The organism is Lactobacillus sp. ESL0680, assembly GCF_029392855.1.
In the GTDB taxonomy this organism is placed as follows: domain Bacteria; phylum Bacillota; class Bacilli; order Lactobacillales; family Lactobacillaceae; genus Lactobacillus.
Genome location: NZ_CP113945.1, coordinates 40,330 through 56,040, shown reverse-complemented (window position 1 = coordinate 56,040; position 15,711 = coordinate 40,330). Strand labels below are relative to the sequence as shown.

General features: G+C 43.7%; 10 protein-coding genes, 1 tRNA gene and 3 rRNA genes. 7 read left to right on the top strand and 7 right to left on the bottom strand.

The annotated features are described in order from the left end of the window. The first annotated feature begins 128 nt into the window (after positions 1 to 128). The 5 genes from OZX58_RS00270 to OZX58_RS00250 all read left to right on the top strand — a co-directional run bounded on the left by OZX58_RS00270 (position 129) and on the right by OZX58_RS00250 (position 3,777). A complete protein-coding gene (locus tag OZX58_RS00270; RefSeq protein ID WP_277141004.1) occupies positions 129 to 761 on the top strand; it encodes a 1-acyl-sn-glycerol-3-phosphate acyltransferase in 633 nt (210 codons plus the stop codon). Positions 762 to 773: 12 nt separating this feature from the next. Then, positions 774 to 1,613, top strand: a complete 840-nt coding sequence (locus OZX58_RS00265; RefSeq protein ID WP_277141003.1) for a glycosyltransferase — start codon at positions 774 to 776, stop codon at positions 1,611 to 1,613. Between the two features lie 20 nt (positions 1,614 to 1,633). Further along, the gene (locus OZX58_RS00260) at positions 1,634 to 2,581 is read left to right on the top strand and encodes a glycosyltransferase family 8 protein (protein WP_277141002.1); all 948 of its coding nucleotides are present in this window, start codon (positions 1,634 to 1,636) and stop codon (positions 2,579 to 2,581) included. After that, the gene (locus tag OZX58_RS00255; RefSeq protein ID WP_277141001.1) at positions 2,578 to 3,441 is read left to right on the top strand and encodes a lysophospholipid acyltransferase family protein; all 864 of its coding nucleotides are present in this window, start codon (positions 2,578 to 2,580) and stop codon (positions 3,439 to 3,441) included. The genes OZX58_RS00260 and OZX58_RS00255 overlap by 4 nt, the downstream gene beginning before the upstream one ends. Positions 3,442 to 3,546: 105 nt before the next feature. Next, entirely contained in the window at positions 3,547 to 3,777 is a 231-nt protein-coding gene (locus OZX58_RS00250; protein ID WP_277131007.1) for a cytochrome b5 domain-containing protein, read from the top strand. Positions 3,778 to 3,842: 65 nt separating this feature from the next. Here OZX58_RS00250 and OZX58_RS00245 read toward each other — a convergent pair whose 3' ends face one another. Together OZX58_RS00245 and OZX58_RS00240 are read right to left on the bottom strand one after the other, a co-directional pair. Next, the gene (locus tag OZX58_RS00245) at positions 3,843 to 4,988 is read right to left on the bottom strand and encodes a glycerate kinase (protein ID WP_277141000.1); all 1,146 of its coding nucleotides are present in this window, start codon (positions 4,986 to 4,988) and stop codon (positions 3,843 to 3,845) included. 21 nt (positions 4,989 to 5,009) lie between these two features. Continuing rightward, positions 5,010 to 6,308: a GntP family permease gene (locus OZX58_RS00240; RefSeq protein WP_277140999.1), complete on the bottom strand. Its 1,299-nt coding sequence runs from the start codon at positions 6,306 to 6,308 to the stop codon at positions 5,010 to 5,012. A 221-nt stretch (positions 6,309 to 6,529) separates the two neighbouring features. Here OZX58_RS00240 and citG point away from each other — a divergent pair, with 221 nt between their 5' ends. Next, on the top strand, positions 6,530 to 7,351 hold the full coding sequence (gene citG, locus OZX58_RS00235; protein ID WP_277140998.1) for a triphosphoribosyl-dephospho-CoA synthase CitG: 822 nt from the start codon (positions 6,530 to 6,532) through the stop codon (positions 7,349 to 7,351). Between the two features lie 53 nt (positions 7,352 to 7,404). Here citG and OZX58_RS00230 read toward each other — a convergent pair whose 3' ends face one another. After that, complete coding sequence (locus tag OZX58_RS00230) at positions 7,405 to 9,285, bottom strand: flavocytochrome c (protein WP_277140997.1); 1,881 nt, start codon at positions 9,283 to 9,285, stop codon at positions 7,405 to 7,407. A gap of 115 nt (positions 9,286 to 9,400) precedes the next feature. Here OZX58_RS00230 and OZX58_RS00225 point away from each other — a divergent pair, with 115 nt between their 5' ends. Then, the gene (locus OZX58_RS00225) at positions 9,401 to 10,327 is read left to right on the top strand and encodes a LysR family transcriptional regulator (protein ID WP_277140996.1); all 927 of its coding nucleotides are present in this window, start codon (positions 9,401 to 9,403) and stop codon (positions 10,325 to 10,327) included. A gap of 49 nt (positions 10,328 to 10,376) precedes the next feature. Here OZX58_RS00225 and OZX58_RS00220 read toward each other — a convergent pair. The 4 genes from OZX58_RS00220 to OZX58_RS00205 form a co-directional block, all read right to left on the bottom strand. Then, positions 10,377 to 10,449 (bottom strand) — tRNA-Asn (locus tag OZX58_RS00220). Positions 10,450 to 10,460: 11 nt separating this feature from the next. After that, a 5S ribosomal RNA gene (rrf, locus tag OZX58_RS00215) occupies positions 10,461 to 10,577 on the bottom strand. An 82-nt stretch (positions 10,578 to 10,659) separates the two neighbouring features. Next, positions 10,660 to 13,569: ribosomal RNA gene (locus OZX58_RS00210) — 23S ribosomal RNA — on the bottom strand. A gap of 212 nt (positions 13,570 to 13,781) precedes the next feature. Next, positions 13,782 to 15,348, bottom strand: a 16S ribosomal RNA gene (locus tag OZX58_RS00205). The 16S, 23S and 5S rRNA genes sit together here with 1 tRNA gene alongside, the layout of an rRNA operon. Positions 15,349 to 15,711: the final 363 nt, after the last annotated feature.

The following is a 15,711-nucleotide window of genomic DNA, read 5'->3' as shown; positions in this document are numbered from 1 at the left end:
AATATTATTATCATAATTTAACCGATGACGTTGTTGCTAGCAGCGAGCAAGATTATCAGCTGCCTGATGACTATGACATCTTACCAACAACAACCAGCGACAAATTATGGTCACGAGCCATCCGCCCCTTGGCAAATCTTGTTAGTTTTATTTATTTAAAATTAATACTTAAGGTTCAGCTAGTTGGCAAAGAAAAACTGACTGCCAGCCAAAATCAGGGACAATTTATTTACGCTAATCATACCCAAGCTTTCGGCGATGTCGTTATGCCGTTAGCAGTTATCCCAGCAAGTGACTACTATGCAATTGCTTCTCAAGCCAACTGGGGCATCCCCATCTTGGGTAAACTTGTCTTGCCCTATTTCGGCTTGCCTGTTGGGCATAACCTCAAAGAGGCAAGTAAATTAATTAGTGCAATTACTACACTAATTGCTAAACAAAAAACAATCGTTATTTATCCGGAAGCGCATGTTTGGCCCTACTACACACAAATTCGGCCCTTTTCAGCGACCAGCATGCATTTTCCTATCAAGCTCAATACGCCCAGCTACGCGATGACGACGACTTACCAGCAGCCAAAATCAGGCAAACAAGGCAAGCACCCGCAAATTATCGTTTATCTTGACGGACCCTTTTATCCAGACCCCAATCTAGATAACAAGCACGCCCAGCAAAAATTGCACGACCAAATTGTGGCGGCAATGCAAGAGCGGGCAAAATTGAGTAATTATGACTATTGTACCTATCAAAAAACAAATTAAGGAGTTGCCTCAATGAATATACTTTTTTGCGGTGACCATCATGCCGAAGATGGAATTTTAATTGCCACATTATCATTATTAAAAAATGCTGGCGCTAAAGAGTTACATATTTATATTTTAACTATGTACACGCAAAATTATAAAAAGAAGTTTCAGCCCTTTTCCAAGCATGCCGCAGATTATCTCAGCTCGCTCTTGCTTCAGCAAAATCCCCAGAACACCCTAAAATTAATTGACTGTACGGGATTATTCGCTAAAGAACCGCCGCTGGCTAATATGGGGACGCACTTTACGCCCTACGCAATGCTGCGGCTATTTGCCGATGAAATTCCGCAATTGCCGGATAAGATTTTATACCTCGACGCTGACGTCATTGTGCGACGCAGTTTAGAGCACTTTTATGACCAAGACCTGACCGATACTGAATTTATTGGGGTGTTAGATTATTGGGGGCGGTTTTTCTTCCATAATCTGCACGAACATACCGTGTTTGACTATGTTAATTCCGGTGTCTTACTGCTAAATATGACCAAAATTAAGCAAACCCGGCTCTTTGCCCGTGTACGTCACTTATTACAAACGAAAAATGTTTTTATGCCTGACCAATCTGCCCTTAATCATTTCGCCCAACACAAAAAAATTGCGCCGCGGCGTTATAATGAGCAGTACAAATTAAAATCTGACACAGTCATCCAGCATTTCACTACCAGTTTCCGCTTTTTCCCACTGTTTCATACGCAAACAGTTAAGCCTTGGGAAGTTGAGCGGGTCCATCAGGTCCTGAAACTGCATGAATACGATGACATTTTGAACCGTTACCTAGAATTAAAGGGTAATCTAGATCAAAATTAATTTTTATTGGAGAGAAATTTATGACAATTCCAGTTTTTTATTCAATCAGCGATGACTATACAAAATACGTGGCGGTGTCGCTTAACTCTTTAGTTAAACATGCTAATCCAGCTAATGATTACACCGTTTATTTTTTAAATCAAGATTTAACTGAGGAACACAAAAAGAACCTAGCAGCCTTTGGCAGCGACAACGTTCACATCAAGTTTTATACAATTGATGAACAAGTTGTTGAAGCAATTGAAAATCGCCCTGAAAATTACCTCAAGGCCGACTTCTTCACCATGTCAATCTTTTATCGCTTGTACATCCCGGACCTCTTCCCGCAATATGACAAAGCAATCTATATTGATGCAGATACCATCATCAACGAAGATATTGCCAACTTATACGCAACTGAGCTGGGTAATAACTTATTCGGCGCCTGCATGGATTCATCAATCCAATATGTTCCTAAGATGATTACCTACATTAAGGAAGTCTTGGCACTTGACCCGAAGAAGTACATCAATTCGGGCGTCTTGGTTCTTAACTGCCAAGCATTTCGCGACGAACACTTTGTGGCGCACTTTACTGACCTGTTAACCAAATATCATTTTGACTGTATTGCTACCGATCAGGATTATCTTAATGAAATTTGCGACGGCCGGATATTTTACCTTGATCCTAAATGGGACGCAATGCCTAATGAGAACACAGAAGCAATCGCGCAACCAGGGATCATTCACTATAACTTATTCTTTAAGCCGTGGCATTTCGCTGATGTTCAATATGCGCAATATTTCTGGGATAATGCCAAAGAGACTAAGTTTTATGATGAACTTAAAGCGGGCCTTGATAATTACACCGATCAAGAGCGTGAACAAGACCGCAATAAACTGAACTTTATGCTCTCTAAGGAAGATAAAACCATTAAGGACCCACAAAACTGGGCCCAAATTAAGAAACAAGGACCGGTTACTTTATGATTATCGGAGACGATCGCGAACGTGTAATTGCAAATATCAAGCGGGCAACTGAAACTGGTGATTTGAACGCTAAAGTTGAGGTTGGCGACCCCGTTCTGTCATTGCAAGAACGAAAAGATTTGGTTAATGCATTTTGGCAGGAACAACAAAGTTTAAAGGGCAAACTGAATAATAAGGTTGGTCACACCTTTTTCAATACCTTGGCACGCGTTTTAACAGCTTCGACCACATTTACGGGGCTTGATAACTTAAGTGACTTGCCACGCGGCGGAGCGATTATTACAACCAACCACTTCAACCAAATTGACTCACTGCCAATTAAGCGCCTGGCGAATAAAACCCACCACCACTTAACGATTGCAATTGAGGATACCAACTTAAAGTTACCCGGCATTCTAAGCTACTTGATGAACTACGTCGGGACTATTCCGCTGGTTCAAAGTACCAGCTACATCAGCGATGACTTCCCCAAGCATTTACATCATGCACTAGCACAAGATGATTGGGTGTTAATTTATCCTGAACAGGAAATGTGGTGGAATTACCGCAAACCGCGGACTTTGCAGCGTGGTGCCTACTACTTCGCTGCCAAGCAAAATGTGCCGATTATTTCAACCTTTATTGAGATTCAAACTCTCCCAAAGTTGGAAAAAGACCACCCTCATTTTGAGCAAACTAAGTACATTGTCCACGTGCTGCCCCCAATTTATCCTGATACCAGCGTTAGTGCCAACATTGACTCCAAACGCATGCTAAAACAGGATTATCAACAAAAAATTGCCGCCTACGAAAACGCTTATCAGCGTAAGTTGGATTACACTTTTACCCCATGGGATATTGCCGGCTGGCGCAACAAGTAAAAGAATATGCAAGCATATAAATAGACTTATTTATTTTGGTGGATTATTATAATAGTAGTTACTAAAAGTAAGGTATAATTATTGATATGGAAGGAGTGTTCTTCAATGGAGAAGTTCACAAAAGATACTTTAGCAAAATACGATGGTAAAAACGGCAACCCAGCTTACGTTGCTATTGACGGTAAGGTTTACGATGTAACCGGTAATTCACACTGGACTAACGGCGAACACCACGGCTTTTCAGCTGGTCAAGCTTTAGACGAAGGGATTGCACAATCACCTCACGGTAAGAGCGTTTTGGCTAAGTTGAACCAAGTTGGTACATACGAAGACTAATCAATTACCACCCCAATAAAAAAGCAGATGTCCTTAAAAGACACCTGCTTTTTTTGTTTATTCTTTTATTTACGCAAGACCTTAATTAAACGTGCAACGTTTTCAGCGGTAATCGCCACATCATGCTCGGCATTGGCAATTGCCTCTGGCAGTGCCTCAGCCCCAATCGGTGTTGCGAAAATCGCGTCAATTATGCCATTTTTGTACAAGGCACTCACATCCTCACCAATATTACCGGCAAGTGCCAAGACCAAGGCAGTAGGTGCAACTTCTTTAGCAGCAAGGGCAACACCATAAGGTGTTTTACCAAACTGTGTCTGATAGTCAATCCCACCTTCACCGGTAATTACGATATCGGCTTGCTGGAGCTTTTCTTTCAAGCCACTAAACTGAATGACAATGTCACTCCCCTTAGCCATTGTCGAATTGGTAAAGGCAATTAGCCCGGCACCTAAGCCGCCCGCAGCACCAGCACCGGCTAGATCCTTAACTGCTACGCCTAGGTCTTGCTGAATTACGTCTGCATAGTGGTCAAGGTTACGGTCCAACTGAGCTACCATCTCTGGAGTCGCTCCTTTTTGCGGGCCAAAAATATGGCTGGCACCATCTGGACCCACCAACGGGTTAGTCACATCTGAAGCAATTAGAATTTTTACCTGTTTGAGTCTGGGATCAACCTTACTGGTATCAATTTTAACCAGCTTATCAAGCTGACCGCCGCCAAAACTAAGCTCACAATCTTGACTATCAAGCAGTTGGTAACCGAGGGCTTGAGCCATTCCGGCACCGCCATCATTAGTTGCCGAACCGCCAATGCCTAAAATAATTTGGTTGGCGCCTTGATTAAGAGCACTAATAATCAACTGTCCCGTACCAAAAGTCGTGGCAATCAGAGGATTATGCGTCTCTTCTGTCACATATTGCAGTCCACTGGCAGCTGCCATTTCAATTACAGCAGTATTGGAAGTTCCTAAAATGCCGTAAGTCGCCGTGACTTCTTGTCCTAGTGGCCCCGTTACTTGCTCTTGAATGAATTTGCCGTCAGTTGCCGCTGTCAGGGCACTTACTGTCCCCTCGCCGCCGTCAGCCATCGGTACTAGTGTATATTCAGCTTCCGGCAAGATCGGCTGCATCCCCTGCTTAATTGCATGAGCAGCTTCCTTAGCCGTTAAGCTCCCTTTAAATGAGTCTGGTGCAATTACAATTTTCACAATCAGATTCCTTTCTGAATACTACATTAAATGCATAAAACCATACATCATCGTCGCAACAATTGTCGCACTTAATCCAACAATTGTTTCATAACCAATTGCCTTAGAACGTTCCTTAATATTCATGTTCATTGCATTAGCAGTGACGTGGAAATAATTACCCTGTGGCAAGTGATCGATCACAATTGCACCTGTATGAACCATTGCGGCACCAGCTAATGGTGAAATCCCAAAGCCCAAAATCGCCTTCGTAAATGATCCGGTTGCCAAAATAACTCCAGTAGACGTCGATGCAGACGCAGCTGCCATTAAGATACCCGAAATTGGTGCCAAAAAGACGCCTGAAATACCTGAAGACTTAATTAACGTAATAATTAATTGCGGTAAGGTTGAATTAGTTATCGTAGCCCCAATTGCCCCTGCGCCAATTAAAATTAACACAACATCGGTCATTCGGCCAATTCCGGCTTGGGCATAGGCACGTAACTTCTTGCCCTTCTTCATGGCAAGCGCACCGATAATACTGGCTATTGGCAGCACATACATTGCATCCAAGTTTATTTTAGTCAAAAAGGTTAACTTACAGATTGAACCTATTGGGTTAATTAATAATAACAAAATAGCCAAGATTGGGGTGACTAACGCTGAAGCTAAAGAAGGCAACGCTGTATCATTACTATCAGCAGCCAAACCTTCTAAATCTTTATCACTAACGGATTCACCCTTGCCTTTAATTAAACTAGCAACAATTACCGTAACTAAGAGGGCAACAACTGCCGGAATAAAGTCAGCAATCATTAATTGACTTAATTCAACTTTAAAGCCCTTTGCGGCCGCAATCGTATTAGGATTGGGCGAAATAATGTTTCCGGCCTTACCACCGCCAGATAATGCAACTAACAGCGCCAATTTAGAGATATGCATCCTCTTGCCTACTTCCAAAGCAATTGGCGCAACTATTAAAACAGCCACCGGAATAAAAACCCCGACAGCCGTAATAACCATTGTTGCAAGTGCTAGCGCAAAAATCGCCAACTTATCGCCAAGCTTATTCACAATTGTCTTAGCAATTATATTGGCTGCACCAGATTCCATCATTACACCAGCTAACATCCCTGCAGCCAAAACCCGCAGAATTGTTCCGATCACACTTTGACCGCCGGCAACTAGAATATTAATCGTTTGTGTTAAATTAGCCCCGCCTATCAGACAAGCAAAGATTGCTCCCAAAATCAGCGAATAAACGGGATTTAATTTTTTTAGTATTAAAATAATTGCTAAGATCAATCCCAGCAGCGCCGACCACCATGTTAAAACCATTTCTTTCTCCTTTAAAACGACACGAATATTTCTTAACAAATAACTTTATTTTGCTAAGTTTTTGATGTTTTTAATAATTTTTGGCAACTTGAGCCACCTTTTAAATTATGTTATTCTCAAATTACCTGATAATTGATAAAAAATTATAATTACCGTAACAGCCTATGTTACTACAGATGTACGAATTTTAGAACACAATTTAATAAGCAAGATATTAATCTATGATAAATTCAATTACGCAAAACGCACTGCGCGCGCTTTTATATGAAGTTACTACAGAACCTAAACCCGGATTAGTTGATCCCGCTAGTTCCGGCCCCCACCCTGATATGAACATCTATACTTTCATTGACAGCAGTCTCAGCCTGACACAATACTTAACTGACGCGGTCGAACTTGGTCAAAATTTTAAGGAAACAGACTTAAGACAAATGTTTTACACGCTTCGGCAAAAGGGACTGGCCGCTGAGAAAGTAATGTTTACGGCAACTCAAAGTGTTAACACTCATAAGGGGGCAATCTTTGCCTTAGGTATTTTTACTTGTGCCGAAAGTTACTGCCAAACTAGACAGACAGAACTGTTTTTAACTATTCAAAAAATGTGTCGCGGCTTAGTCAAACATGATTTAGGACGTAATTCTCTGCCGCAAACTGCCGGCGAAAAAGAGTACGCCAAATACGGCTACGGCGGCGCTCGCGCCGAAGCCGAACAGGGTTATCCAATTGTCGAAAAGATTGCACTTCCTTTTCTAAAAAATAGTACAGGAACCGTCCAAACTCGCTTATTAGATACGTTAATGAAAATTGCAACTGTCACTGTCGACAGCAACCTAATTAAACGCGCTGGCAATGCCCAGGTAATTGATTGGCTGCACCAAGAAGCTGCTGAGTATTTAAACTTGGGCGGCTACGCTACACCAGCTGGCCAGCAAAAGTTAACTGAGCTAGCACAAGACTGTCTAGAACATAACTACAGCTTAGGCGGTTGTGCGGATTTACTAATTGTTACTATTTTTGTTGGGTTAGAACGCAACTATTTATAAGCAAAAAAATAATAGCCAACCATCAAGGTTAGCTATTATTTTTTATTTATTAATTAATGTGCAGATGCACCAGTTGCAGTATCAGTGTCTTTTAATTCACTGCAAGCAGTATCGGCAGCAATTCGACCGAATGTAAAGATATCAGCCAAAGAGTTACCACCTAAACGGTTACCAGCATGCAAGCCGCCAGCTACTTCACCAGCAGCGTACAAGCCATCAATTACTTGATCTTGTTCATTAAGCACTTGAGCCTTAGGATTAATCTTAACGCCACCCATTGTATGGTGAATGGCTGGTTTACGTGGTGTTGCATAAAATGGTGCAACTTCACATTTCAAGTGGAATGCACTCTTGCCAAATTCAGGATCTTTACCTGCATCAACGTAAGAATTGTATTTCTTAATTGTTGCAACTAAAACATCTGGATCCATTCCGGCCTTTTCGGCTAATTCTTCAAGTGTATCGGCCTTGAGCAAAGTGCCAGCTTCAACCTGTGCATCAATTGATTCTTGCGTTGTGTTATAGGCTGTAGACTTAATCTTGTCATCAGCAATCAGGTAGAACAGACCGCCATTGGCAATGGCTGCTTGAGCCAAGGTGTCACGTTCAGCGAATTCGTTAACAAAACGTTCACCCTTTTGATTAACCATAATAAAGTTCTCTGGCGGTGTCTGCAAACCAGTAAACAATTCACCAGTTTTTGGATCAGAAACAGGCATTAATTGGATAAAGCCCATGCCGACCAACTTGGCACCGGCTTCTTGACCAAGTGCAATCCCGTCACCAGTAATTGCTGGTGAATTAGTTGTGGCAATATCGTCATCAATATGCTTCCAATAAGTGTTGTACTTTTGAACCATTGGCGTATTCGCACCAAAACCACCGGAAGTTAAAATTACTTTTTGCGCGTGAATGGTTACTTTACTGCCATTGCCAGCTTCCGCAACTACACCCGTAATTTGACCATCATTAATAATTAAATGCTTGGCTCTAGTCTCAGTTAAAATCGTTGCTCCGTGTTCTTTAGCCCAATCACCTAAAACGTGGATAAAGGCATAGCCCATTGGCTCAACTGGCTTATGACCTCTGCGCCATAAAGCACCAACTGGCATAGTAACGTCGCTGCGATCAAATTTAACCCCTAAATCTGTCAGCCACTTAACGGAATCCAAAACATTGTTAACTAATTCAGTTACTAAGGCATAGTTACCGTGGATTTCATTACCATTTAAATCTTTCCGCTTACCACCTAAGTAAGTTTGAATTTCGTGTAATAACACTGAATCAAACAAGTAATCGCCATCAGATTCAACATAAGCATTAATCTGCTTTTGTAATTTCTTAAAGTCTTCTTGATATTCGGGATCAATCTCATCAATTGGCATTTCTGCTAGCTTAATCAAGCTTTCTTTTTCACCTGGAAGTGCCTTAAATTGCTTTTGCCAGTCAGGTTCTGCCGCGTTTAATGGACCACCAGCACGAGTTGTGTTACCGCCGATTTGCGGATATTTTTCCAAAACGATAACTTTTTTGCCATTTTGAATTGTTCTTGCAGCTGCAGCAAGGCCGGCACCACCAGCACCAATTACGACAACATCAGTTGTGAATTCTTTGTCTTCACCATCATTAACGCTTGGTTTAGCACGGTTCTCCCATTCTTGAGCATCGCCGCCGGCTTGAGTTATCGCTTCAGCAACTCCCGTAACCACACCATTACTTGAGATCGTTGCACCACTCACAGCATCAACATTTAAAGTTTGGTTGGCAATGATTTGCTTTGGTAGCCGCTCAAAAACTTTGTCGGCAACTCCCTTAGTTTCACCACTGGAATCAATTGTAATATCAGTTATTTTATCTTCAGAAAGTGTCACCTTCATTGGCATAAAGCTAGCGCCATGACCCTTTGCTTTTACATTATATGTACCTGGTTTCATTATTTGTGCTTCCTTTCTGCAACATTCAATAACTAAAGTTTACTAATCTTCAGTTAAATCGTAAAATACTTTTATGACAAGTAAGTCATAACAATTTTGTTATTGGAGAAAGTTAATGAAGAATCCAGAAATTTTATTACACTATCTTGATGCTTTGCTCAAGGAAAGTAATTTTACCCGGGCTGCACATGAACTGTATATTTCCCAGCCCTATTTAACCCAACTAATTAAGCGAATAGAGAAACAACTGGGAGCCACAATCATCAATCGCAATAATCTTCCCTTTACCTTAACTGAAGCTGGCCTAATTTATTACAAATACTTAGAAACAGCCATCAGTAACAAGCAAAACTTAACTCAAAAGTTAACGCCCTATGTCCACCCAGATAAAGAAATTATTCGAATTGGTATCTTAGAAAGTCTCGGAACCTTTTTACTGCCAGAGTTGTTGCCCAATTTTTTAACCGATAATACTAATATTAAGGTTCAATTGTTTGAATCATTTCCGCGAAAAAATGAGGCTCAATTATTACACGAACAGATTGACTGCTACATCGGTCAAACACCTGAATCACTTAATCATGGGCTAGATTTCTATGTTAACGGCAGTGAAAAATACTTTGTGATTATTCCCCCTGCTTCACCTTACTTTAAAAAGGGCAAATTCATTTTGGACCCAGAAGAATATGACATTAAAGAGCTATTGAAAGAACCCTTTGTCGTCAGCTCTGCTAATTCAGCAATCAGACACCAAGTAGACGGTGCTTTCCAAAAGTTCCATATTAAGCCCAACATTATTTTAGAGAGTAACAGTATCATTACGGCTACTAATTTAGCTATCAAAGGACTAGGTCTAACAATTTCTGCTGCCAGCATCATTAAAAGAATGGCACAGACACCTATCAACCTTTTACCGTTAGATCCACAATTGATTGAAATAAAATATTTCATCGCAGTCAAACATGGAAAAAAACTAAGTCCCAGCTTAAGTAACTTAATTACTAAGTTTCAGGAATTACAAATTCAACCAATTATTAGATAAAACAGAATACATAAAAAAGAGGACCCGAGGTCCTCTTTCTTTTACCTTGCTCCGGCTGTCAGACTCGAACTGACGACATCTTGATTAACAGTCAAGCGCTCTACCAACTGAGCTAAGCCGGAATATTAAAAAAGCACGGCAGCGTCCTACCCTCGCAGGCAGTCTCCCACCAACTACTCTCGGCGTGAAGAAGCTTAACTACTGTGTTCGACATGGTTACAGGTGTTTCCTTCTTGCTATTGCCACCGTACTTTTTTGTTTGAGTTCTTACACTCAAAACTAAATATAATCTCTTGAAAAAACTTTCTTACACTCTCCAGATTGCTCAAGCTCTGGTCAAGTCCTCGACTGATTAGTACTAGTCCGCTCCAAGTCTCACGACTCTTCCACTCCTAGCCTATCTACCTCTTAGTCTTAGAGGTGTCTTACTACTTACGTATGGGAAATCTCATCTTGAGGGGGGCTTCGCACTTAGATGCTTTCAGCGCTTATCCCTGCCATACTTAGCTACCCAGCGATGCCTTTGGCAAGACAACTGGTACACCAGCGGTATGTCCATCCCGGTCCTCTCGTACTAAGGACAGCTCCTCTCAAATTTCCAACGCCCACGACGGATAGGGACCGAACTGTCTCACGACGTTCTGAACCCAGCTCGCGTGCCGCTTTAATGGGCGAACAGCCCAACCCTTGGGACCAACTTCAGCCCCAGGATGCGACGAGCCGACATCGAGGTGCCAAACCTCCCCGTCGATGTGAACTCTTGGGGAGATAAGCCTGTTATCCCCAGGGTAGCTTTTATCCGTTGAGTGATGGCCCTTCCATGCGGTACCACCAGATCACTAAGCCCGACTTTCGTCCCTGCTCGAGTTGTCTCTCTCGCAGTCAAGCTCCCTTATACCTTTACACTCTGTGAATGATTTCCAACCATTCTGAGGGAACCTTTGGGCGCCTCCGTTACTCTTTAGGAGGCGACCGCCCCAGTCAAACTGCCCATCTGACACTGTCCTATATCTCGCTTAGAGATACTAGTTAGAGTAGCCATCAAACAAGGGTAGTATCCCAACATTGCCTCCAATAAGACTAGCGTCCTATCTTCTCTGGCTCCTACCTATCCTGTACATGTTTAACAGCTACCCAATATCAAATTGCAGTAAAGCTCCATGGGGTCTTTCCGTCCTGTCGCGGGTAACCCGCATCTTCACGGGTATTATAATTTCACCGAGTCTCTCGTTGAGACAGTGCCCAAATCATTACACCTTTCGTGCAGGTCGGAACTTACCCGACAAGGAATTTCGCTACCTTAGGACCGTTATAGTTACGGCCGCCGTTTACTGGGGCTTCAGTTCGAACCTTCGTCTTAATGACTAAGCTCTCTCCTTAACCTTCCAGCACCGGGCAGGTGTCAGCACCTATACGTCGTCTTACGACTTTGCAGATACCTGTGTTTTTGATAAACAGTTGTTTGGGCCTATTCACTGCGGCTGGCTGTTACACCAGCACCCCTTCTTCCGAAGTTACGGGGCGATTTTGCCGAGTTCCTTAACGAGAGTTCTCTCGCTCACCTTAGTGTTCTCCACTCGACTACCTGTGTCGGTTTGCGGTACGGGTACGTATCTCTCACTAGAAGCTTTTCTTGGCAGTGTGACTACAGAACCTTCGCTACTTTATTTCGCTCCTCATCACAACTTGTGCTTATTGAAAGCAAGCATTTGACTCACTCTCACACTTGTTGCTTGAACATGGGCTTCCAGCGCCATGCGTTCCTTGCCTCCTGCGTCCCTCCTTCGCTATTAACGATTTAACGCAGTACAGGAATCTCTACCTGTTGTCCATCGGCTACGCCTCTCGGCCTTACCTTAGGTCCCGACTTACCCTGGGCGGACGAGCCTGCCCCAGGAAACCTTAGTCTTTCGGCGGACAGGATTCTCACCTGTCTTTCGCTACTCATACCGGCATTCTCACTTCTAAACGCTCCAACTATCCTCTCGATTAGCCTTCACCGCATTTAGAACGCTCTCCTACCACGTGTATTACTACACATCCACAGTTTCGGTACTATGCTTAGCCCCGGTAAATTTTCGGCGCAGCGTCACTCGACTAGTGAGCTATTACGCACTCTTTTAATGATGGCTGCTTCTGAGCCAACATCCTAGTTGTCTACGCAACTCCACATCCTTTTCCACTTAGCATAGATTTTGGGACCTTAACTGGTGATCTGGGCTGTTTCCCTTTCGACTACGGATCTTATCACTCGCAGTCTGACTCCAGTGCTTTGATATCTGGAATTCGCAGTTTATCTGAATTCAGTAACCCCTGACGGGCCCTTCGTCCAAACAGAGCTCTACCTCCATTATCATCCTCGCACCAGGCTAGCCCTAAAGCTATTTCGGAGAGAACCAGCTATCTCCAAGTTCGTTTGGAATTTCACCGCTACCCACAGCTCATCCCCGCAATTTTTAACTTACGTGGGTTCGGTCCTCCAGTGCGTTTTACCGCACCTTCAACCTGGCCATGGGTAGGTCACTTGGTTTCGGGTCTACATCAACTAACTCTCTCGCCCTATTCAGACTCGCTTTCGCTGCGGCTCCGTCTTTTCTGACTTAACCTCGCTAGTTAACGTAACTCGCCGGTTCATTCTACAAAAGGCACGCCATCACCCTTTAATGGGCTCTGACTACTTGTAGGCACACGGTTTCAGGTTCTATTTCACTCCCCTTCCGGGGTTCTTTTCACCTTTCCCTCACGGTACTGGTTCACTATCGGTCACAAATTAGTATTTAGCCTTGCGAGATGGTCCTCGCTGCTTCAACCGGAATTCCTCGTGTTCCGGCCTACTCAGGATCCTGCTCAGTGTGCATTCGATTTCGCTTACGGGGCTCTCACCCTCTCTGGCTTACCTTCCCAGATAATTCTGCTATCTCTTGCACTACCTTATTACAGTCCTACAACCCCAAATGATAAATCACTTGGTTTGGGCTCTTTCCGTTTCGCTCGCCGCTACTTGGGAAATCGATTTTTCTTTCTCTTCCTGCAGCTACTTAGATGTTTCAGTTCACTGCGTCTTGCCCTAACTGACTATGTATTCATCAGCTAGTAGTATGATTGCTCATACTGGGTTCCCCCATTCGGATACCTCCGGATCATTGTGTACTTACCACTCCCCGAAGCATTTCGCTGTTAGTCGCGTCCTTCTTCGCCTTCTTGTGCCTAGGCATTCACCGTGCGCCCTTATTTACTTGACCTTACTCAAGATACTCTCTCGGTCGCTCTTGCAATCTGTTTATTATCTCTTTGATTGTGTCTCGGTTTTTTCTTGGATTATATTCAGTTTTCAATGTACTAACTCTTTTGAGGTACTACCCTCAAAACTAAACAATGTTCTCGCTCCGTGTGCTTCCGTTGCTCCTAGGCTTCCTCTAGTATTTCTACTCTCCACCTATTCGCTCTTCCTTAGAAAGGAGGTGATCCAGCCGCAGGTTCTCCTACGGCTACCTTGTTACGACTTCACCCTAATCATCTGTCCTACCTTAGACGGCTGACTCCCCGAAGGGTTATCCTACCGGCTTTGGGTATTACAGACTCTCATGGTGTGACGGGCGGTGTGTACAAGGCCCGGGAACGTATTCACCGCGGCGTTCTGATCCGCGATTACTAGCGATTCCAGCTTCATGCACTCGAGTTGCAGAGTGCAATCCGAACTGAGATTAGCTTTAAGAGATTCGCTTGCCTTCACAGGTTCGCTCCTCGTTGTACTAACCATTGTAGCACGTGTGTAGCCCAGGTCATAAGGGGCATGATGACTTGACGTCGTCCCCACCTTCCTCCGGTTTGTCACCGGCAGTCTCATTAGAGTGCCCAACTTAATGCTGGCAACTAATAATAAGGGTTGCGCTCGTTGCGGGACTTAACCCAACATCTCACGACACGAGCTGACGACAGCCATGCACCACCTGTCTTAGTGTCTCCGAAGAGAACTTCATATCTCTATGAATTGCACTAGATGTCAAGACCTGGTAAGGTTCTTCGCGTTGCTTCGAATTAAACCACATGCTCCACCGCTTGTGCGGGCCCCCGTCAATTCCTTTGAGTTTTAACCTTGCGGTCGTACTCCCAGGCGGAGTGCTTAATGCGTTAGCTGCAGCACTGAGAGGCGGAAACCTCCCAACACTTAGCACTCATCGTTTACGGCATGGACTACCAGGGTATCTAATCCTGTTCGCTACCCATGCTTTCGAACCTCAGCGTCAGTTACAGACCAGAGAGCCGCCTTCGCCACTGGTGTTCTTCCATATATCTACGCATTCCACCGCTACACATGGAGTTCCACTCTCCTCTTCTGCACTCAAGAAAGGCAGTTTCAGATGCAATTCCCCGGTTGAGCCGAGGGCTTTCACATCTGACTTGTCTTCCCGCCTGCGTTCGCTTTACGCCCAATAAATCCGGACAACGCTTGCCACCTACGTATTACCGCGGCTGCTGGCACGTAGTTAGCCGTGACTTTCTGGTTGATTACCGTCAAATAAATAGCAGTTACTCTATCTATCCTTCTTCACCAACAACAGAGCTTTACGATCCGAAAACCTTCTTCACTCACGCGGCGTTGCTCCATCAGACTTTCGTCCATTGTGGAAGATTCCCTACTGCTGCCTCCCGTAGGAGTTTGGGCCGTGTCTCAGTCCCAATGTGGCCGTTCAGTCTCTCAACTCGGCTATGCATCATTGCCTTGGTAAGCCGTTACCTTACCAACTAGCTAATGCACCGCGGGTCCATCCTCTAGTGACAGCTCGAAAGCCGCCTTTCATAGCTAGATCATGTGATCTTACTTCTTATTCGGTATTAGCATCTGTTTCCAAATGGTATCCCAATCTAGAGGGCAGGTTACCCACGTGTTACTCACCCATCCGCCGCTCGCGCTTTTAGCTTCCTACCCGAAGGTATTCTGTTAAAATTGCTCGCTCGACTTGCATGTATTAGGCACGCCGCCAGCGTTCGTCCTGAGCCAGGATCAAACTCTCATTTTTAATGTTTGTTTGAATGTTTGCTCATTCGTTCCAAGATTTGCATCTCGGATTTATTTGCTTGCGAAATTGACTTCGCTTTTTTGTTTTGGGTTCTTACACCCGCACACTTTGCGAAAACATTGTTCAGTTTTCAAGGTACTACCCACTGACGTAAATAACTTACATCAGTGCTTCTTTATTTTAACAGAAGTATTTTCTTTTGTCAAGAAGTTTTTTCTGCCCCCTGTTGAAGAAGTTTTCAACTCCCTCAGCAGCGTTTATTATCTTACTAAACCTTTGAGCTCTTGTCAAGCCCTCTTGCTTAGTTTTTATTTCGCCGCCTTGCTCTCAAGCCTTTCGCTCTCTTGCCCGACGACAGTTATT